Here is a 17,934-nt window from a genome sequence, read left to right on the forward strand (position 1 = left end):
AGTCAGAACCCCAGCTCGGCCATCGCGACGGCGAGGTTGTCGCGCTCTCGGCCGGCGCGCAGCACATCCAGCGCGGAGACCGGCCGCGGCAGTGGCTCCACCTTGGGCGCCTGGGCTTTCGGCGGCAGATTGATCGCGACCATCGTGGCCGTGTTCTGCTGGATCAGATCGCCGATGGTCAGCAGTAGCCGGGCGGTCAGGTCGTAGCCGGCCGAGGAGGTTGGCCCCAGTGTCTTTGTGCTGCTGGGTGATTCACCCTCGGGCTCGTTTTCCTCGAGCCACAGCAGGTGTTCGGCCAGACCGGGATCGAGTGCCTGGGCAGCGCGGTAGCGCGAGCCATCGGGCAGTTGCCGCAGGAAGCGGATTAGCTTCGCCCACGGCAACTCGCCCCGGAAGAAATCAAGTAGATCCACATGCCAGTACGCGTGGAGATCCCACTCGATCGCCTCGTAGTGCCTCTGGAGAAGCGCTACGAGGCCGACTCGCCCCCCGGCAGCTCACCCGCCCCGGCATCGGCGCCCTGATTGAAATGCACATTGATGTCATCGATCAGCGCCAGCGCCACGTCCACCACCTCGTTGCGGATCAGCTCCCACACCTTCGGGAAAACGTCGGCACCGACGAGCGCTTCGAGCATCGGAATCAGCTCGTCGACGGAGACATACTCACCCGCGTCAGCCAGTTTTGCCAGCGCCAGCGATCGTTCCAGGCCGTCGGGGGCGGTGATCAATACCGGGGGATCGAAGGCGTCGAGCACATACGGCGGCGGCGGGGTGTAATTCTTCTTCGCCTCGCGCACCAGCTTGGCCCACGCGGACTCGGCGGGCTCGGCAGTGATCTTTTTCGGCGACTTGGTGGACGCGGCAGCCACGATGATCGACTCCTGTTTTAAGTTGTGGATGTTGTTGTGCCCGTTTACTTTCCGGCAGGACGAGTCGCGGGAGCCTTGGGCTTGCGATCGGCAGGATCGGCGTCGGCAGATTCGACGGCGGCCGGAACAACGGTGCTGGTAACACTCTTGCGGACATAACCCGCGCACGCCAGATTATTAGCCTGCTCGGGCGAATGGACGGTCACCTCGACGCCCGCGGGGGACGCCAGAACGACGGGAACGGTGGCGGTCATGCGTGAAACACCTTCCAACGGAACGAGTTCGAGAAACTGAGCAGGGCCACCGGCCCGGTGTCGCGGATCGTGTGATCGCCGCGACACCGGACGCGATGGTGGGGGACCGGCTTAGGAGCCGGTGCCAGCGGTGAAGCCAGCCTTGCCCGCCAGAGCCTTCCAACCCGGTCCGGCGAGCACGGTCTTGATGGCGTAGCCGGTGGACTCGTCGAGCTTCGCCGAGGCGGTGAAACCGTAGGAGATGACCTCGTCCTGCTTCCAGGACTGCTCAGTGACCTCCGTGATCACCATCTTCGGGACCACCTTGATCACGTAGATCAGAGTCGAACCCGCACCGTCGACACCGATGAAGAGCGCGCGGTGATAGGTGATGCTCGGGGAGGTCGGGTCGGCGAACTCGGTCTCGCCCGTGGTGGGGTTGTACTTCACCGTCGCCATGTCGCGGTTGTGATAAAGCTCCAGGTTCGCCTTGTGCGTCTCCTGGCCGGTCCACGCAATCTTCGTGGTCCTCTTGGTCATATCGGTTCGGGCCGACTCCAGAAGACCCCACGCCTCCACCTCGCTGGTCTCGGTCTCCGGGGTGAAGGTCGGCGCGCCGTCCTTGCTGATATGGCCGAGCGAGGTGAATCCCGCAGTCTTCAGATCGACCAGGTCAGCGCTGGCCCCGGTAGTGAACGCGGCCGGGATCTCGACACTCATCGGCGCGATAAGAACCGCACCAGACAGCGGCTTGAGCAGCAAACTCTGCTTGAGGTCGCGAACGACGTTGATGTCCGCCATGCGGGCACTCCCTTATTCAGTTGTGTATTCAGTTGTTTCAAGCCGCGACAGACCGCGGCCCGAGGTAGCCGGCGGCGCGCAACAGCGTCACCGGATCGTCTTTGAGCAGCCCAAGGCCGGTATTGCAGCCGTGACACAAAAGGCCCCTGACCTGGCCGGTTCCACCGTGCTGATGGTCAACAACCAGTGGCTTTTCCGAAGCCGGGGTATCGCAGATCGCACAGACCCCGTCCTGCTCTGCCAGTAGCTGCTGGTAGGTGGCTCGGTCGATTCCGTAGCGGCCCCGCAACTTTCGGTCCGCCGCGCATGTGCGGCACTGCCGCTCGATGCCGTGGCGCTTGTTCGGATTGCGGTGAAACTCGCTGGCGGGCAGGAGGTTCCAGCAGCCGGTACAGGTATGCAATTGTGGTGATTCCCTTACTGCGGCCGGAACGAGAACCAGTACGAGGACTCGATGAATCGGTTGTCGCTGGATAAGTCCGGGGTCTGTACGGTGCCGATCTCTTCCTCGGTCGCATCGATCACGACGCCGCCGACCTTGGTGGCGCTGGCGGCGAGGATGCGGTTGCGTACCTGGTGCGCGGTTCGCCATGCCTTCGGGCGGGTGTCGTCCACGACAACCACCGCGACCAACGCGCGGTCGGTGACGCCGTCGCGCGAGACTCCGCCACCGATGCGGTTGACCGCGATGATCGGGGCGAGGCGCGGCCATTCCTGCGGATCCGGCAGCGCCGTGCAGGTCCATCCGAGGTCCTCGAGCAGCGCCATGGCCACGACCTCGGAGTCCGGGAACGTCATCGCTTCCACTTCTCCGTGAGGTATTTGCGTTCGATGTCGGCGACCACAGATCGCAGCCGCCGGTTATCGCCGCCGAGGGTGTGCCGACCCGCGTAGCGCGGTGGATATCCGCCTGGCTGCACCCGGTTCCTGACGTCGGGCCGGGGATAGTCCTTGGCCTTGTTGACGTTGTCGAACTCCACGGCTGCGGCGTAGTCGGCTTCCACCAGCAGCTCGGCAGCTGGGCGAAGCGGGTCGGTGCCGGTGGTAGCCAGGAACCCGAGCCGAATCCGGGCCGAATTCATCAGGACCCGAGTCCGGCCTTTCGGGACACGTCCCATGAACAGTGCTTTGGCTTCCTGCGCGATCGACTTGAGCGCCTGATCCATCGGTTCGCCTTGCATCACCGCCTCGACAGCGGGGTTTGTCGGCGAACCAGATGGCGCTTTGGCGTCCTCGCCGAACCAGTGCAAGTGGAAGTTGTACGCCATCAGCCCTCGATCCGGCGCAGCTGAACCATCACGCCCGGAGACCAGCCGGTCACCGGATGCTTGGGCCGCTGCGGACGACCGACGACGTGGTACTGATCGCCGTCGGGAAGCTCAATCAGGTCGTTGGCCAACACATCTGAGCCGACGGGGCAGTACAAGGTGACGTCATAACGAGCCAAGTCCCGTCCCGCTGTGGGCACACCGTTGGGGTTCGGCTCGTCCTGGCCGCGGTAGTCGATCACCACACCAGAGATCGGGTGGTGCTCGACGTAGCTGGTGTCGCCGAACTTGTCCCGCGCGGGCCGACGCCACACAACCACGGTGTCGCCGTGCAGATTGGGCAGCATCACGCCGACCACCTCACCGGCGCGATACCGAGCACGCCGACACGTCGTCGACGCTGACGCAACGGCGCGAGTTCCTCAGTGCTGAAGAACAATTCGCCCGTCGCGGCGTTGTCGGACAGTCGGGTGGTGTACCCGCCGGTGGCCTGATAGGACACACCGGCGGGGTTACGCACCACCCGCAGCACTGCCGCACACACCGCGCGGGTCGCGTTGGTGCGCACCAACTGCGGCACCGCGGCGGGCCCGCCGGCCAGCCGAGGCACCAGCGTCATCAGCAGGGCCTCGGCTTCGAGGATCTTCGTCTCGGCGAACACGAGCTGGCGTTCGGTCAGCTCTCCCTCATACGAAGCGATCAGATCCTGACGGCTGGCGAACACACCCATCGCGTTAGGCCCCCTCGCCAGCGGGCTTGCGGGTACGGCGCTTCGGTGCTGCGGGCGCTTGGGCCTCGACAGTGGCCGCCTCACCGGCCCCCGCGGTGTCTGCGGGGGCCGGGGCGGGTCCTGCCCAGGCGCCCGGATTGGTGATCAGCGTCGCTGCCCAGTCCGGCACCGGGTCGCCGGGTGCGAACCAGAACGTCCGCCCCTCGGCATCGAGCACACACACATGCGAAATCAGTTCTGACACAACGATCTCCGCTCAGAAGACCGTCGCGACGAACAACGACTTGGGATCCTCGAGCACCGGCAAGGTCAGCGCGTCGACCACGGTGGTCTCCTTGAACGGAGGACCCGACTTCACGATCACGCCGGTGATGCCGGGCGCGTCTTCGAAGGTCATGTCGCTCTGGGCGGCGTTGACCAGCTCGAGCGCGGTGGCGGTGATGCCCCACTTCACCGAGCCCAGTCGGCCGGCCGGAGGCACGAAGATCACCCGGTTCTCGTCGATCACGCGCCGGTCCACGCCGTCGACCCGGATCGAGGTGTCATACACCTCGGCGATCGCGGGCAGATTGAAATCGTCGAGGACGTTGTTGACGATCGAGCGCGAAATGATCTGTGGCGCACCAGCAATGCTCGCGGCGTAGGTGCGGAACTCGGCGTTTCGCTGAAGCAGCGACGCGATCTTGCGCGAGATGATCATGCCCGCCGGGGCGAACCCATTGTCGGCGATGTACTTCTCGGTATAGGTCGCCAGATCGGTGACGATCGGCGCGGTCGGGTCGGTCCACGCCTTGCCTGCGGTCACGAAGTGATCAGCCGGGACCTCGAAATCGGCCTTGAGGTACAGGCCGTTCTCGCCGTTGAGCTGGATTTTGCCCGACTGGAGCAGCTCGCCACGAGCAACCTCGAGCCGGTTTCGAATTGCGTTGACCGCCAACGTGATGTCGTCGTAGATGGCGCCGGTGATCGCGGCCAGCGAACCACCCTTCTGGCGGGCACGCTCGAGCTGGAGCCGCTCGAGTTCACCCTTCATGCCCTGGACGCTGATCGGCAAAAGGTCGATCTCGCGCGTCTCGAAGTAGTCCCTCTCGATCTGCGGGATGTTGCCGTCGAAGGCGCGGAACTGCGCGGTGCGGTTGACTCGCGTGGTGTTGACCAGCTTGACCGTCTGCTCCTGCACGAGCTGGTCGGGCAGGAATGCGCCCAGCTTGTGATCCGCGGGCAGCGGTACTTCACGCGCGAAAATGGTCGCCGAATCGGGATGGACCGGCGCGTCGAAAACAAGGCTCACTGGGGCCTCCGCCTATTCAGTTGTTATTCAGTTGTTTTGGGCTGGCAGGCCAGGATCAGAAGAACTTGAACCAGGCACTGAGCGCAGACTTGGCTTCCGGGGTAAGGCCGTTGCCTACCGGGAGCTTGGATTCCTTGATCGCGCCCGGACCGAACCACAGCGGCGCGGCTTCGTCGGTACCGGTCGGGGTGAACGCATCCCACAGAAAGCCAGCGGGGACGTCGCGGCCCTCGGCGGTCGCGGTCTTGTCGTACGGGCCGTACTTGCCCTGACTCGGACCAGCCGCGGTGATCTTGGCCAGCACGATGCCCGACGGCAGATGACCATCAGGCATCTGCGCGGCGGTGAACTTCGACATATCGAGGGTGACCGACGCGCGGCCGGCCTGGGCCGAGACATCGGCGTAGACCCAGACCCGCGAATCACTGCCGAACCGGCCAGTCTTGCGGATAGCGATATTGCTCATGGATGCTCCAGAAGTGTGATTAGGCAGCGGCCTTGGGGAAACGGCGCGCCGCCTCAGCCAGGCCGGCCGATCGCGTCGAACCCTTCAAGGTCGCGCCGGGGGAACCCTGCCCGTAGTTCGGGTAGGTGCTCTTCGGTTCAGCAGCAGCGGCGCCGGAGGTGTCTTCACCGAACAGGGCCTGAAGGTGAGTGACCACCTTCGCGCCATCGATCTCACCGTCGTCGGTGCAGAACGCGCCGATGTTGGCCGTGGAGACAAACGAATCGAGCCGCTTGCCCTTGACCACCGTGGAGGCATAGCCACGCAGCTGGGCTTCCTGCAACACCGGCAGCAGCTCGTTGCGTGCTTGGGTGCGCCCCTCAGCCCGAGCGGTCTCGACCGCATCCGCTTGTGCGCGTTCGGAATCCGAGAGCTGCGCACCGCGTAGCTCGTCGATCTCATCGCGCAGCGCCTGCACTTCCTCTGGGGTGAGACCGGCAGGCTTTGCCTTGGATCGGTTCTCGTGCACGCGTGCCTTGTGCTTCCAGTACGCGGCCTGCTGTGCGGTGCTCATCTCGGCCAGCGGCGTGCCGTCGGGATAACCGTGCTTGTTCAGCGTCGGCTCACCGTCGTCGGCAGGTGCGTCATCGAGATCTGCTGCGATGGCGCTCACCTCCTCGACATCGGGTGCGACATCGTCTGCGGCGGGGGTGGGGTGCTCGTCGGCGCGCTGCTTGCTCATATTCAGTTGTGGTTCCCTTGTCGGGTAATGGGTTGGGGGATAGACGAATTCGTGCCCGTGACGGGTCTCGCCTGTTCTGTCACCGCGAAGGCGGGAGATTCAGTCACGCATCGGCGAGGATGCGCTGATAGCGCTGGACCTGGGCCTGCTGCCATGCCATACGCGGATTGTCCGCGGACAGACCCCGCGAGCGTGACACCGCGAGCAGCTTCTGGGCGATCGGCAGCTGCCGTCGCGCGATCTGGCGCGGATAATCTTCCAGGTCAACAACATTGGTGACACTTGGATCGGTGAACCGTGGCACCGGCGCACCGCGCTGCTTGGGCACCAGGACCGCTTGCAGCTCGCCGTGCTCGTCGACGCGATACTTGGTGCGATGCAACTGCTTGGCCGCCGTACCGCCCGCGTCGTCGTACAAACGCTTCAGATCCTCGGCGTTCAAGGCGCGCCCCGGATCTGAGCCTTCCTTAACCGGAAGAACCGTGCAGTTACAGCCCGTGTGCATCGCTCGAAGCTCATCGGTTCGGTAGATCCGATCCGCCGCGACGATGCACATACCGCACACCGTCCCGGACTTCGACCGCTCCGGATGGATGATCCGCCGATACCCGATCACGTCGAGATCCACGATCCCGGCCTGCTTCATCAGTTGCGACTCCGCCTCCCTCTCGGCGAGGGAAACGTTCGTGGCTAGCTCCATTTTCACACGGTTTGCTGCCACGTCCAGAGCATCACCAGGATCTCTGCCAGCATCGACCATCTTGCGGTACTGGCGCGCCGGCCGATTCCACACTTCGGTCGCAGGCAAACGATGCGACACCCCCGCAGGTGTGCGCACCACCTTCGGCTCAGCGAAGCGGTACGGACGCGCGGTCGAATACAGCCGCACCTCATCCGGGACCTCCGGCACGAAATCACCGAGGTCGGTGCCCATCTCGTCCAGATACCGGCGCTGCGCCGCCGCGGTCATCGACACCGACTTACGCTGCGCAGCGACCGACACCTGCGCCGCCTTGTGCGAAAACTCTTCCACCTCAGACCCGTTGAACGGATCGGTCATCCGCCACAGCACCTGAACCCGGTCCTGTGCATCCAACAACAGAAGATGACGACGCCGCGAGTGCGCCATCAGGATCTTCAGCAGCATGCCCGCCACCATCAGGCAGCCTCGGGCAACGCTTCAGCGGCACCGGCCGCCGCGCCTGCACCCTGCGTCGGTGCCGAGTTCGCTGCGGAGTCGCCACCGAAGTTCGGCATCTGCGCCGCCGCCGACTCCGAGGCCATCGACTCCTCCATCAGCTCGGTTTCGTTCAACTTGGCGACCATCGGGTCCAGCTCCAGCAGCTCCACCACCTGGCGCTTACGCGAGAGAACACCGCGGGTCGAGTTCACCGCATCCGCGCGCACGGCCAGCGGAATGTTCTCGGTCTTGCCCCACTGCAACCGGATCCCAGCCACCCGCGCAGCCTGACCAGACAGCGCGAAGACCATCTGCCACAACAGAATCCACTGCGGAGCCTGCCGTGCTTGACGGTCAGAGATCTTGTCGGTCAGCCCTTCCCTCATCATCGCCGCCCCCTCGGCGGTTTGATTCGTGCCGTCCGGTGCGAGCATGTGCATCGGGATCCGCGTGCACACCCCGAATTCCTTGACGTCGTCCCTGATCGCGGAGAGCAGCGGGGTCAAATCGGTGGCGCCGGACTCCCAGAAATCCACATCCGGCGGGACGACCCACAGCGTCCCCGGATCGGCCTGGAAGACGTCGGCGAGATTGGCATCGGCCAGATCGCGGATGAGTGAATCGTCGTTGCCGTCACTGAAATCCGCGCCACCGTCGAGATCGCCGCGGATGGCCCGCTGCTTGAAACTCTGGTACCAGCTGATCACCATCCGGTGCACGATGCCGTCGGCGATTCTGTCCAAAAGATCGAGGTGAGGCTCATATTCACCGAGCGCCATCTTGTTCTCGAACCTGACCATCGGGATACCGCCGTAGTCCTCGAGCCCAGCGACCGTGGTCGCCTCGGCCTGGGTCCACTGGTCGATATTGAACTCGTCGGCGTGCTGGCCCGGCTCGCGGACGAACACGAAGCGCTGATTCGGCAGGAACAGCAACGCCTTCTGCTGATCGTTGATCTTGTCCTCGAACACCTTCACCGCAGCGACCAGATGCCGCGGGTTCAGAGGATCCTTCTCGCCCACGCAGTACCGCGGATCCTCAGCCAGCAGCAAAGGCACCGAACCGGCCGGCGCGCCATCGAGCGGCGGCACGATCGTCACATACGACTCACCCAACGTGTACAGGTAGGTCTGCATATCCCGTTGCAGCGCAGCAAAACCCGATACATCCTGCACCTGGCGCGCGATGTCGTCGCCGTCGAGATCGCGGTCCGCATCGGTATACACGCCCTTGAGCACCGACCGATCCGCCATCGCGTCGATCGCCATGATCGCGTAATTCGGACGCGCTTTCCTGAGCAGTTCCCTGAACGTCTCGCGATACTTCTCGTTGATGTTCGGCAGCGGCGCATCACCGATGTAATGCGACCACAACAACTCCAGCCGCTCACGCCTGGTCTTGGGCGTCGTCGCGGTCTCCACCCGCGGCTTCCGCGGCAGCTTCTCGTCGAACTTCTTCATCAGGTACTCGAACCACCACTCCGATGGCTGCGTCTTCTGTTCCTGACCTGCCATATTCAGTTGTCCTGTCTGCTAACGCACACGCACGGCGACCCGGCGCCGGCTCTTCTTCCCGATGCCCTTGGCCACCGCGTCCAGCCGGGCCTGCCACGCCAGAACCGACGCCACCGCGGCGTCGATCTTGTGCGGGGAATCCGGGTTCTCCTTGCGGATTTGCACGCCCTTGGGTGTCTCGGCGCGGCGCGCGTTCAGCACGTGAGCGCGCAGCCGAAGCTCACCGTCGTGGCACAGCTTCGCGTCGAGTACGGCCTCGACGAATTCGCGAAGCGCCTCAACGGTCCTGTATGCGCGCGAGCCGGTCATCCACCACTCGATGGGGTGGGCCTGACTGGACTTCACCTTCAGGTGCGGGCCGTACTTCGCTTCCCACGCAGCGACATTGGCTTCCCATCTCGCCGGATCGGCGTAGAACGCGACGACGTTGTAGGTCCGGAACGCCTGGAGAATCTTGGCCTCAACGTCGGGCTCGGGAACTTCCCACCCGTCCGCGTGTACACCCGGCGGCTGCTCCCAGATCTCGAGCGGAACAATCAGCCCATCCCATACCCGACATGCGATCAGCGCCGTCGCATCGGTCACACCCCTGCGCCGGCGGCGCGAACCGTCGAAGCCCAGCGTGATCACATCGCCAGGGGCCAGCGGCTCCGGCATGTGGTTCGGGGGGCCGACCGCGTCCCACTCGTATTGCGCGATCCACGCGTTCTCCGCGCTGGTGGGTGAGTTGAACCAGTATCGGAACGAGGACACCACGTCGTTGCGGGGATCGCCGATCGCCTCGACATAGCCTTCGATGTCATTCCAGAGGGCGCAATCGCCATACGAATCAAGCAGTGCTGCACGGACTTTGGACTCATCCTCCAGCTCCTCAGGAGAAATCACCCCGTATCGGTGATCGAAGAGCTGGCGCGGATGCCGCTTCAGCTTCCCGGCAAGGACGTCCTGAATCAGCCTGTAGGTCTGCTCGGCGATCGAATCCTCACCGGGCATGTACATCGTCGTCGTCTCGACTGCGAACGTCTCGGCCGTACGGCGACGCTTGCGCAGATTCCGAGTCAGCGTTTTGTAGGTTTGCCGCAGCTCAGGACGGTTATACAAGTGAGTTTCATCAAAGAGGGTGAGGGTGTCCTTGCCGCCGTCCTTACTGGATGCCGAACTGGTCGACGGCACGATTTCCCCGCCGCCAGGAATCAGGATCCGGGTCAGGCCGGCGTCATCACGACGCGGCAAAGCGTGCCGAAGCGGCCCCTCGGTCAAATTCAAATAGATGGTGTCGTACACCAAGCCGGCCTGGCCCTCTTCTGTTGCGACACAACGAATAAAGGGGTTCTTGAGCCGCTTGCCCATCGGCTCGCCGGGAGCGTAGACGTACTCGAAATCTCCGCCCCAGTCATCGCGGAACACTTCGCCGCCTTGCGCCCAGCCAGCGAACCGGCACGGCCCCAGAGCCTCGAAAAGCCCTATCAATGCGGCGATTTCACTTTTCGCGCATCCCTTGGGTCTGCTCAGGAAGACATGGTCGTAGATGCGGCGGCCGTCTTCGCCCAGGGCGTAGGTGTCGACGACGAAACCCACGTATTCATCGACGATCGGCGACACCGAATCGCCACCGACGTCGCCGGGGCCGTGGACCGCGTAATGCTCGAGCCAGGCCACAGCGAGCCAACCCAGCGAGCGTTCACGATCATGATCGGGGTGGGTGACGATATCGTGCGGCACCTAGGCACCCCGCAAGAGCCTGGCCTTGCGCTCCTCGGCGAACGGCACCACCCGACCACCGCCGGTTTCCGGCGCATCGGTGTCGTCGGCGTCGGTGGCCGGCGGCTTGATCCGCACGCGGGCACGCTGAAGGTCGTCCTCGGTAAGGCGCAGCGCCGCACCCAAGGTCGTGGTGACCGCCTTGTAGTTTTCCGAGCCCGGTCGCGACAGATACCGCTCGATGAGCGGGAGCGTCATCCACAACTGAAACCAGGTGCCGGGACCGTAGAGCCGCGCCTGCGGCAGACTCGCCAACTGCTCATAGATCGCGCGCCCACGAGGGCCTACGTCGATGTATTCAGGGATCTCCGGGACGTCGCCCTCATTCGGGGTCGACTCGATCTCGGTCCAGCCATCGATACCGAGCAGCGGATCAGCATTACGCCGTTGCCTGTCCTCGGGATTCTTCGGCGCCGGACCACTTCTGCGGCCAGCCATATTCAGTTGTGCTCCCGTGTCGGGGTCAGGTCCCGCACGCTCGTCGAATGGCGGCCCTGGCGGCACACCACCGACGCTGCGACGGTTCAGAATTGCGCGTTGTTTTCACCCGCTTCGCACACCCGAGCTGGCAGACGCGCCCCTGCCAAGCTGTGAAGAGGAGATAGAGAAACAGCCAGGGCGGCAGGATTCGAACCTGCAACCGGCGGTTTTGGAGACCGCTGCTCTACCGAATTGAGCTACGCCCCACTACCTCACCAACGGTAACGACCCGATCGGCGAGTTCAAGATGATTGAGATCCGGCACGAGGCTACTCACGTGCCAGAGCCGTGCGGCTAGCGAAGTCCGGGATGTTTCCTGAGCGAATCGGGGTGTCGTGCAGCACGTTTCAACGCTGCACGCGCTTCAACCGACTCGGCGTTGGTCTTTACCTTGTGGCAGGAGCTACACGCGGCCTGCAAATTCTCCACATCATCTGACCCGCCACGGGCGTAGTTGATGACGTGGTCGGCCTCGACCGCACGGACCGTGCAGTCGGGATAGCGCAGCTGGCAGATGTATCCGTCACGCTCGAGCACCAGTGGTCGGTTCTTTCGATGCAGCGCACTCACCTGCCGAGTGCCACCTGAAACCCACGCCACGCCATCACCTATATGAAGTTGTTTACCCTGATTATCTCAGGCTGTTCCCCTTGCAACCAGACCAATTGGTTTGGCAGCGCTGTTGTGCATAGGATTTGAGACCCACAATCTCAGCGAACAGCGAGGAAATGCTCACAGTGAAGCGAAACAGGGCCATTGCCGGACTGGCGATCGCTGGCGTGATGACGGCCGCGGCCATTGTCGGCTGCTCGTCGACCGACAGCGCCAGCAGCGCAGCCACTTCCACGCAGCCAGCCGCGCTGTCCTCGGCAGCGGCGACCAGCAGTAGCGCTGGCACCGTGCGGCAACCGACCCGCGCCGACTGGGACGACATGCGAACCAACACAGCCAAATATGCAGGCTGGACGTTCACCGTCTTCGGGCGCGTGGTCGACCGCGACGAAATGGGCACCACCGACCTGTCCGTTCGAGCAGACATCGACGCTCCGGCCAGCGCGGCGATCACCAAGAGCTCCGACTGGGGCAAACCCCTGTGGCTCACTGGCACCTCGCCGGCCTTCCTCGGCCTCAAACGCAACGACGTCTTCACCGCGGTGATCACCATCTCCGGCACATCGACGAACCCGAAAGACCCGAAGTCCGGCTACCCCGTCGCCAGCGCGGGGCAAATGACGCTGACCGGCCGCGCAAGCTGACCCCGTCGGTAACCTGTAACCAGCCGTACATTGCAAGGAAATCACTCGCCGCACCAAACAATCCAAAAGTAGATGCGGCTCTTAACAAATCAGTCGCATCTATCCCAGATTGCCGGAATCGCAATCGAATCCCCGGTGCGCGCTGAACAACACAACTACACAACACCACAGGTCGGCGTACCGCCGCAACTCCAACCACGCGTGATTGAAATCCATCCGCGGCAGCGGAACCGGTCCGCGGATCCGGCCTTCTCGAATTCGTGTGGGTACTGCACACGTTTGTCGGGCGGCATCGATACGCTGAGAAGCGGCATGGTTGCCCTCCTCAGGTACGCGGCCCCGGCCGGCGCGAAAGCACCGACCGGGGCCGCTCCATATCTCACGCAGAACGACTCACAACCTCGACGGCCTCGAGACTGTTCATGAACTCCGTAGCCGCAGAGTCGTACGCGTAGAACGCATCACGCATCTTGCGGGCCGCGCGCGCCATCAGCGAGTCCGGCATGTGCTCCGGCTCCAACCAACCCGCCTCGATCGCACCAGCCAGCCCCTGCTCGTCGATCGCCTCCAACACTTCGGCCCGCGTCTCGAACTTCACCATCTGCACTCCTCACCCCCGACCAACCGCGGATTGATCGGTTCAACCTATTGACCTTCCGCTCCAGCAAACTTCACCCCGGACGCCGCATCGTGCCCGTCATCCCCAAACCGTCACTCGGGCTGGCCAACTCAGCCCCGTTCCCTCTCTTCCGCCCCCACGCTTGAGAGTGAGTGTGAAGGGAAGCGAGGGCAGGGTAACCCCGTAACGCAGGAGATACGGGATGCCCAACGTAATCACGCCCGGTCGGTCGGATCGGTCGCTTCGGTTGAGTAACGGGCTAATGCGAATTGCTCGCAGCCCCAGGACTGGGATGCTCCAGGAGGTCACTACGGCTACCACGCCGTCGCTGTTCGAGTCTGCCTTTACCAGGTGGACCCCGCTGGATCGAAACATGTTGCGGAGACCCCCTTTAAAGGCTCCGCAACGCTGGTGAGGCGTCCCGACCGTTCTAACTCCCACGGTCGCACGGGGTAGCGCCAGAGACAGTGACGCCCTGAAACCGTACCACATACACCTAGGTGTATGGATTTATGATTGACTGACCTGCGGATTTACCAACCTCGCTATGCAGTACCGCTACACTAGCGGACGTGAGTGCAACCCCGGAAACCGTCGCCGCTCGCAAGCAGCTCGTCGCGGGCATCGCGAAAGCGATCAGGAGCACTGGCGAGGAATTCCAGGATCTTGCCGCGACCACCGGTATCAACGTCGCAGAATTCACGCAGCTCAGCCGTGAACGCGTTGACCGCTACGCCTTGGACCGGCTTGTCGAATACTGTGAAGTTTTCGGGCTCAGGGTGACCATGTCCATCCACGGGCAGATAGAGCCGCTGTCCGAACGGGACGATGCGTTTCGGGTGCGCGCGAAGGCACGCTCCGCCGCGGCCGAGCACACGGAGCGTGCCAGGCTGCGCCGCGAGTTGATAAAGGCCATCGCCAACAACATCAAGGCATCGCCGCTCAAGCAGGTTGCCCTGGCGGAGGAGCTTCAGCTCAGTCGAGCGGTTGTTTCCAACCTGCAAAACGAGCACGCCGACGGCTTCAAGCTCGACAAGCTGGTCGAACTTGCCCCGAAGTTCGGCCTGTCGATCGAAATGTCTGCGGGGCCGGCCTCGTTCAACGTTCGGTGATCGATTCCGCGCCGGCGGGTGCTTCGTCGTTTCCAGGCTCCCCTGGTGCTGATGTCAGAACGCCGCCGCATCGAGCAGCTGGTCACGGACCTGTTCGAGGTTCATCTCCGGTCGGTGACTCTTCGCTCGCCGCTGGTGCGTCGCCTTTCTTGTCCCCCGCGAACGGCAGCTCAGGCCGCATGTCCTTGTACATCTTGCCGAGCGACTGAATGATCTTCGACCGGTCTTCGGGCGTTGTATCCCGAGTCGCCCTGAAGAAAATCGTCACCTTCGATACTGCGGTGACTATGGCCGAGACTGCTCCGGCAACTGCCGTGATCGCGACAGCGATGGTTCCAGCGTCCACGGAAATCCGCGCCCTCTCCCTGATCGAGAAGGCATGAGGCGGCCTCAGCTCGACCAGATAGTTATCTGGTTGAACCAAGGTCCAGCCCCGGCGCGGTGGATCTTGAAATGTCGTTGCAGCTTGCACTTACGCTAGCTCAGTATCCAGACAACCAGAGCCCGCACGCCGGTGGGGGCACTGGCAAAGGGCCGGAAATGCGGCCCTCCTCCTGCTGGCCCCGTCCTCCTTATCAGGGAGGAGGGGGTGATGCAGCAGAGGCTACCGCCGCCGCAGTACTGGATGCAAAAGTGTGTCTAGCCCCCTAGTCGCCTGAGGGGTGGGGGAGAGCGGGGGTGTTACCAGCACCGCCGGGGTTCACTGTTTGGCTGGAATGCCGACCGTACGCGCGGTCGAGAACACCGCGTAACCTGTTGCGGCACAGGCGGATTCAACGCCGAAGTACTGTTAAACGAATGCGAAAATGAAACGACCTGACCGTCAACGGGTGCGTTCTGGCCCCCTGCTTATCCCCTTGCCGTCTCTCCCGTGGCCTTGGACTTGAGGCGTCTGCTGGGGCGGTTCCAGTACTGCGGCTTGAGGGGGGCGTCCTTGCGATGCGCGGTTCACCCGCTGCAATTCGGCGACGCGTTCACGCTCAGCCTTGTCCTGCACGGTCTGTTCCCGTTCAGCCTCAGTGCGCTCTCTGCCCGCTTCCTTCGCGGGTGCCGCTTTAGTCTCACGGGCTTCAGCGGCTTTGTCCTCGCGCGCGACAATCACACCGATGGTGTTGATTCCGAGTACTACGTCCCGGCGTTGACGTTCACGCTCCTGCTCTAACACCGGTTGCATCGTGTACGCCTGGTGTGGGGTGTAACCAGAGGCCGTGAGCATTTCGAAAGCCTGTTCACGCTCAGCCTCTCGGATCTCTCTCAACGCCTTACTCAGATCGGCATGCGCCTGGCGAACCTGCTCGACCTCAACCGTCTTGCCTTTAGCGTGCGCCTCGTTGATCTGCCGGGCTTGATCTTCGAGTGCTTTGGCTAGCGCCGCCTTCTTTTCTGCTAGTTCGCGAGCGGGTCTTTCACGTGCTTCTTGCTCGCGGGCCTTCGCAGCCTCCGCGGCTTGTGCCCGCTCGTGCTGGACGCGTGCCGGCGCTTCTGCTCTGCCGCGTGCAACGGAGGCGCGGAACTTCTCTATCTGCCGGAATCGCTCGGCTCGTTCCTTCGCTCGAATAATCGCACGTATATTTTCTAACCGTTGCTGAGCGCGTTCTTTACGTTCACGCGCCTTTGCGATCTCTGCGATTTTCTCCCGACGCTTTTCGAGCGCCTGAGCTTTCCCCTCCCGCGCCTTCTCCCTAACGCCGGACAGTTCGAGCTGCTGCCCTTTTCCTCGCTCGATGGCGAGACCTTTAGCCCAGACCTCGCGGGCATCGGATCGAGAAATTTCGAGGTGTGTGAACTTGTCCGGGAAGTCTCGCTTCAACCCGGTCAACAGCTCCCGGCACTCTTTCGATACCGACTCGCCTTGCACTGAACGCACTAGAAGGTGCTCGATAATGCCGCGCTCCAACAGGAAGCGATCCTTTTCGAGTTCCCTCCTGTCGTTCTCGCCCGTCATTGACCCCGACTTATCTTCTACCGCTAGGATCTGGCCTTTCTCGTTGAGCTTTTCCTTGTCGTAGCGGCGGAAGCCTTCCGGCGTCCAATGCTCTCGCGACTGAGGCGGCTTCGTATAGCCGTTCTCCCGGTCTCGATAAAATCTGTCGGTACCGTTCTCCCAGATGCGGCCACGCGCGTTGTTATTGAAATCGTCGCGATCTCTGTCGTAGCCATCCATGACACGAAATCCCCCCGATATGGGCCGTTCAATAAAACCCTGATCCCCTAACCGTCATGTGACGGCTATTGAGGCTCGGCCTGCTCCTCGGCGTACCGGGTAGAAAGTTCTCGCAGCAGTGCAGCCGTGCGAGAGAAACCGCCGCCGGTGGCATCCTTAATCAATCCCCATGCGGTGTCGGCCTGGGCATCGGTGAAGCCGTATTGCAAGGCTGGATTGACGTGGTCGTAGAACGAATATTCCCGACCGAACCACGGCGCATCGCGCCACTGTGCGCCGGTGAACCTGATAAAGCATTCGCCTATGAAACAAATAAAAGCGTCGGCTTTGTCGGCGTTCTCGGGCAGCATCGCAGTAGCCAGGTCAGGGAACAGCTCCGCGACGATCGGATCTAGCCGTTTCACTTCCGCTGAGTCTTCCGGCCACGGCTCCGAAGGGAAGTCGCTTATCCCCGCATGGTCCATAAATTTCCGAGCCTGCACCTTATGACGTTCAGGGTCGACCCATTTACCCCACTCGGTCCGCTCGACGCCGAGATCCATCGTCAGCTGTTCGTCGTCCATTCGCCCCATGGTGTTCCTTCCGGCCATCGGTGTCGTCTGCCTGCATCCCAACGGAACAGGTCAGTATCCCACGATCTAGGGAGGGTGCTGCCGGGGATCACTTCATCGCGAGGATGGAACGACGCGCAACTGTGGACGGTTGCGACGCCCCAGGGTGATCGCCGTTCCTGGGGGCGTCGATCGTGGGCACCTACCCTGGTCCGTTGCAAACCCCGGACGACCAGGGGCATTGTCGAATTGCGTTGTTCGCGTGGGGGCTCGGTAGGGGCGGTGCTCTTGCCTGGCGGATTCGGTTCATGGTTCTCCGCGTTCCTCGGTGGCGGGAGGTGCGGAGATGGTTTGCGGGAACAGGGTTTCCACGTCCTTTTGGACCTGGGAGACACGGAAAATGTGGTAGCCGTTGGGAAGTTCGGCGCGGAAGCTGTACTCGTTCAGCCAGCTCAGATCGGCGTTGCGGGAGGCTTCCGCCGCCGCTATCAACCGGTCGACGCAGTCCTCGAGCGTGCCGACGTGCAGGGCGGTGCCGCGTTCCTCGCCGGCCGGGGGGTCGGGAATCATTTCCAGTGTGTAGGGGATGTTCACGCCCATCGCGCGTTACCGTTCGGGCTGCGCCGTGGCGGGCGCGTCGGCAGTCAGCTGGGCGATCACGTCACGGTTGGCTTCGGGGGCGAGGTCCAGTGCCTGCGCCCAGGCCAAGGCGATCGGTCCGCCTTCTTTGCACTCGGCTACCCATGCGGCGGTGTCGGCGCGGGTGTCGGAACGATGTTCACTGAGTCCGGACCCGAAGGGCAGGTAGGAGGCGTAGGCGATGCGATAGGGGTCGAAGACGATCGCCCCCACACCGCTGTGCTTGGCCGGGGACCGATTGAACAGGGCTGCTAACCTCGGCCAATCATGGTAATGG

Annotated in this window: 28 protein-coding genes and 1 tRNA gene; 2 read left to right on the top strand and 27 right to left on the bottom strand. The window is 63.2% G+C overall.

Annotated features, from left to right (window positions below; translation table 11 throughout):
• Positions 1–2: 2 nt before the first annotated feature.
• The 20 genes from ACQPW1_RS10000 to ACQPW1_RS10095 all read right to left on the bottom strand — a co-directional run bounded on the left by ACQPW1_RS10000 (position 3) and on the right by ACQPW1_RS10095 (position 12,214).
• Positions 3–413: a hypothetical protein gene (locus ACQPW1_RS10000; protein WP_433662444.1), complete on the bottom strand. Its 411-nt coding sequence runs from the start codon at positions 411–413 to the stop codon at positions 3–5.
• Positions 414–469: 56 nt separating this feature from the next.
• Positions 470–871: a hypothetical protein gene (locus ACQPW1_RS10005; protein WP_433662445.1), complete on the bottom strand. Its 402-nt coding sequence runs from the start codon at positions 869–871 to the stop codon at positions 470–472.
• Between the two features lie 44 nt (positions 872–915).
• Positions 916–1,125, bottom strand: a complete 210-nt coding sequence (locus tag ACQPW1_RS10010; RefSeq protein WP_433662446.1) for a hypothetical protein — start codon at positions 1,123–1,125, stop codon at positions 916–918.
• Between the two features lie 111 nt (positions 1,126–1,236).
• Entirely contained in the window at positions 1,237–1,905 is a 669-nt protein-coding gene (locus ACQPW1_RS10015) for a hypothetical protein (RefSeq protein ID WP_433662447.1), read from the bottom strand.
• A gap of 37 nt (positions 1,906–1,942) precedes the next feature.
• Positions 1,943–2,308 (bottom strand): endonuclease VII domain-containing protein, encoded by a 366-nt coding sequence (locus ACQPW1_RS10020; protein ID WP_433662448.1) that lies wholly within the window; start codon positions 2,306–2,308, stop codon positions 1,943–1,945.
• Between the two features lie 14 nt (positions 2,309–2,322).
• A complete protein-coding gene (locus ACQPW1_RS10025) occupies positions 2,323–2,703 on the bottom strand; it encodes a hypothetical protein (RefSeq protein WP_433662449.1) in 381 nt (126 codons plus the stop codon).
• Positions 2,700–3,173: a hypothetical protein gene (locus ACQPW1_RS10030; RefSeq protein ID WP_433662450.1), complete on the bottom strand. Its 474-nt coding sequence runs from the start codon at positions 3,171–3,173 to the stop codon at positions 2,700–2,702. The genes ACQPW1_RS10025 and ACQPW1_RS10030 overlap by 4 nt, the downstream gene beginning before the upstream one ends.
• Positions 3,173–3,523: a hypothetical protein gene (locus ACQPW1_RS10035; protein ID WP_433662451.1), complete on the bottom strand. Its 351-nt coding sequence runs from the start codon at positions 3,521–3,523 to the stop codon at positions 3,173–3,175. Before ACQPW1_RS10035 ends, ACQPW1_RS10030 begins: the two co-directional genes overlap by 1 nt.
• A complete protein-coding gene (locus ACQPW1_RS10040; protein ID WP_433662452.1) occupies positions 3,520–3,903 on the bottom strand; it encodes a Gp19/Gp15/Gp42 family protein in 384 nt (127 codons plus the stop codon). The genes ACQPW1_RS10035 and ACQPW1_RS10040 overlap by 4 nt, the downstream gene beginning before the upstream one ends.
• Before the next feature lie 4 nt (positions 3,904–3,907).
• Entirely contained in the window at positions 3,908–4,147 is a 240-nt protein-coding gene (locus ACQPW1_RS10045) for a hypothetical protein (RefSeq protein WP_433662453.1), read from the bottom strand.
• Between the two features lie 12 nt (positions 4,148–4,159).
• On the bottom strand, positions 4,160–5,194 hold the full coding sequence (locus ACQPW1_RS10050) for a major capsid protein (RefSeq protein WP_433662454.1): 1,035 nt from the start codon (positions 5,192–5,194) through the stop codon (positions 4,160–4,162).
• A 55-nt stretch (positions 5,195–5,249) separates the two neighbouring features.
• Positions 5,250–5,660 (bottom strand): head decoration protein, encoded by a 411-nt coding sequence (locus ACQPW1_RS10055; protein WP_433662455.1) that lies wholly within the window; start codon positions 5,658–5,660, stop codon positions 5,250–5,252.
• 19 nt (positions 5,661–5,679) lie between these two features.
• Positions 5,680–6,381 (bottom strand): hypothetical protein, encoded by a 702-nt coding sequence (locus tag ACQPW1_RS10060; protein ID WP_433662456.1) that lies wholly within the window; start codon positions 6,379–6,381, stop codon positions 5,680–5,682.
• A gap of 103 nt (positions 6,382–6,484) precedes the next feature.
• Complete coding sequence (locus ACQPW1_RS10065; RefSeq protein ID WP_433662457.1) at positions 6,485–7,528, bottom strand: hypothetical protein; 1,044 nt, start codon at positions 7,526–7,528, stop codon at positions 6,485–6,487.
• 11 nt (positions 7,529–7,539) lie between these two features.
• Positions 7,540–9,075, bottom strand: coding sequence for a hypothetical protein (locus ACQPW1_RS10070; protein ID WP_433662458.1), 1,536 nt, complete (start codon positions 9,073–9,075; stop codon positions 7,540–7,542).
• 18 nt (positions 9,076–9,093) lie between these two features.
• Positions 9,094–10,797, bottom strand: a complete 1,704-nt coding sequence (locus tag ACQPW1_RS10075; RefSeq protein ID WP_433662459.1) for a hypothetical protein — start codon at positions 10,795–10,797, stop codon at positions 9,094–9,096.
• Positions 10,798–11,274, bottom strand: coding sequence for a hypothetical protein (locus ACQPW1_RS10080; RefSeq protein WP_433662460.1), 477 nt, complete (start codon positions 11,272–11,274; stop codon positions 10,798–10,800).
• A gap of 175 nt (positions 11,275–11,449) precedes the next feature.
• Positions 11,450–11,523: transfer RNA gene (locus ACQPW1_RS10085), tRNA-Trp, on the bottom strand.
• 87 nt (positions 11,524–11,610) lie between these two features.
• Entirely contained in the window at positions 11,611–11,886 is a 276-nt protein-coding gene (locus tag ACQPW1_RS10090) for an HNH endonuclease (RefSeq protein WP_433662461.1), read from the bottom strand.
• Positions 11,887–11,947: 61 nt separating this feature from the next.
• Positions 11,948–12,214: a hypothetical protein gene (locus tag ACQPW1_RS10095; protein ID WP_433662462.1), complete on the bottom strand. Its 267-nt coding sequence runs from the start codon at positions 12,212–12,214 to the stop codon at positions 11,948–11,950.
• Between the two features lies 1 nt (position 12,215).
• On the opposite strand from ACQPW1_RS10095, the gene ACQPW1_RS10100 reads away from it, so the two are divergent.
• On the top strand, positions 12,216–12,572 hold the full coding sequence (locus ACQPW1_RS10100; protein WP_433662463.1) for a hypothetical protein: 357 nt from the start codon (positions 12,216–12,218) through the stop codon (positions 12,570–12,572).
• Positions 12,573–12,951: 379 nt separating this feature from the next.
• On the opposite strand, the gene ACQPW1_RS10105 is transcribed toward ACQPW1_RS10100, so the two are convergent.
• Positions 12,952–13,173: a hypothetical protein gene (locus ACQPW1_RS10105; protein WP_433662464.1), complete on the bottom strand. Its 222-nt coding sequence runs from the start codon at positions 13,171–13,173 to the stop codon at positions 12,952–12,954.
• Between the two features lie 590 nt (positions 13,174–13,763).
• Here ACQPW1_RS10105 and ACQPW1_RS10110 point away from each other — a divergent pair.
• Complete coding sequence (locus ACQPW1_RS10110) at positions 13,764–14,303, top strand: XRE family transcriptional regulator (RefSeq protein WP_433662465.1); 540 nt, start codon at positions 13,764–13,766, stop codon at positions 14,301–14,303.
• A gap of 54 nt (positions 14,304–14,357) precedes the next feature.
• Here ACQPW1_RS10110 and ACQPW1_RS10115 read toward each other — a convergent pair whose 3' ends face one another.
• From ACQPW1_RS10115 to ACQPW1_RS10140, 6 genes are all read right to left on the bottom strand, one after another.
• The gene (locus ACQPW1_RS10115; protein WP_433665193.1) at positions 14,358–14,408 is read right to left on the bottom strand and encodes a DUF6374 family protein; all 51 of its coding nucleotides are present in this window, start codon (positions 14,406–14,408) and stop codon (positions 14,358–14,360) included.
• A complete protein-coding gene (locus ACQPW1_RS10120; protein ID WP_433662466.1) occupies positions 14,386–14,775 on the bottom strand; it encodes a hypothetical protein in 390 nt (129 codons plus the stop codon). The genes ACQPW1_RS10115 and ACQPW1_RS10120 overlap by 23 nt, the downstream gene beginning before the upstream one ends.
• Positions 14,776–15,126: 351 nt before the next feature.
• Positions 15,127–16,467 (bottom strand): hypothetical protein, encoded by a 1,341-nt coding sequence (locus tag ACQPW1_RS10125; protein WP_433662467.1) that lies wholly within the window; start codon positions 16,465–16,467, stop codon positions 15,127–15,129.
• A 65-nt stretch (positions 16,468–16,532) separates the two neighbouring features.
• On the bottom strand, positions 16,533–17,030 hold the full coding sequence (locus tag ACQPW1_RS10130; RefSeq protein ID WP_433662468.1) for a hypothetical protein: 498 nt from the start codon (positions 17,028–17,030) through the stop codon (positions 16,533–16,535).
• A 294-nt stretch (positions 17,031–17,324) separates the two neighbouring features.
• The gene (locus ACQPW1_RS10135; RefSeq protein WP_433662469.1) at positions 17,325–17,618 is read right to left on the bottom strand and encodes a hypothetical protein; all 294 of its coding nucleotides are present in this window, start codon (positions 17,616–17,618) and stop codon (positions 17,325–17,327) included.
• Positions 17,619–17,624: 6 nt separating this feature from the next.
• Positions 17,625–17,870 (bottom strand): hypothetical protein, encoded by a 246-nt coding sequence (locus tag ACQPW1_RS10140; protein WP_433662470.1) that lies wholly within the window; start codon positions 17,868–17,870, stop codon positions 17,625–17,627.
• Positions 17,871–17,934 lie beyond the last annotated feature (64 nt).

This window comes from Nocardia sp. CA-128927 (assembly GCF_050955855.1).
In the GTDB taxonomy this organism is placed as follows: Bacteria; Actinomycetota; Actinomycetes; order Mycobacteriales; family Mycobacteriaceae; genus Nocardia.

What these genes read in the sequence shown, in the direction of transcription:
- ACQPW1_RS10040 (WP_433662452.1), bottom strand. Translation starts at nt 3,903, where the DNA reads ATGGGTGTGTTCGCCAGCCGTCAGGATCTGATCGCTTCGTATGAGGGA.
- ACQPW1_RS10025 (WP_433662449.1), bottom strand. Translation starts at nt 2,703, where the DNA reads ATGACGTTCCCGGACTCCGAGGTCGTGGCCATGGCGCTGCTCGAGGAC.
- ACQPW1_RS10055 (WP_433662455.1), bottom strand. Translation starts at nt 5,660, where the DNA reads ATGAGCAATATCGCTATCCGCAAGACTGGCCGGTTCGGCAGTGATTCG.
- ACQPW1_RS10125 (WP_433662467.1), bottom strand. Translation starts at nt 16,467, where the DNA reads ATGGATGGCTACGACAGAGATCGCGACGATTTCAATAACAACGCGCGT.
- ACQPW1_RS10105 (WP_433662464.1), bottom strand. Translation starts at nt 13,173, where the DNA reads ATGGTGAAGTTCGAGACGCGGGCCGAAGTGTTGGAGGCGATCGACGAG.
- ACQPW1_RS10060 (WP_433662456.1), bottom strand. Translation starts at nt 6,381, where the DNA reads ATGAGCAAGCAGCGCGCCGACGAGCACCCCACCCCCGCCGCAGACGAT.
- ACQPW1_RS10065 (WP_433662457.1), bottom strand. Translation starts at nt 7,528, where the DNA reads ATGCTGCTGAAGATCCTGATGGCGCACTCGCGGCGTCGTCATCTTCTG.
- ACQPW1_RS10135 (WP_433662469.1), bottom strand. Translation starts at nt 17,618, where the DNA reads ATGGGCGTGAACATCCCCTACACACTGGAAATGATTCCCGACCCCCCG.
- ACQPW1_RS10030 (WP_433662450.1), bottom strand. Translation starts at nt 3,173, where the DNA reads ATGGCGTACAACTTCCACTTGCACTGGTTCGGCGAGGACGCCAAAGCG.
- ACQPW1_RS10080 (WP_433662460.1), bottom strand. Translation starts at nt 11,274, where the DNA reads ATGGCTGGCCGCAGAAGTGGTCCGGCGCCGAAGAATCCCGAGGACAGG.
- ACQPW1_RS10070 (WP_433662458.1), bottom strand. Translation starts at nt 9,075, where the DNA reads ATGGCAGGTCAGGAACAGAAGACGCAGCCATCGGAGTGGTGGTTCGAG.
- ACQPW1_RS10010 (WP_433662446.1), bottom strand. Translation starts at nt 1,125, where the DNA reads ATGACCGCCACCGTTCCCGTCGTTCTGGCGTCCCCCGCGGGCGTCGAG.
- ACQPW1_RS10130 (WP_433662468.1), bottom strand. Translation starts at nt 17,030, where the DNA reads ATGGACGACGAACAGCTGACGATGGATCTCGGCGTCGAGCGGACCGAG.
- ACQPW1_RS10015 (WP_433662447.1), bottom strand. Translation starts at nt 1,905, where the DNA reads ATGGCGGACATCAACGTCGTTCGCGACCTCAAGCAGAGTTTGCTGCTC.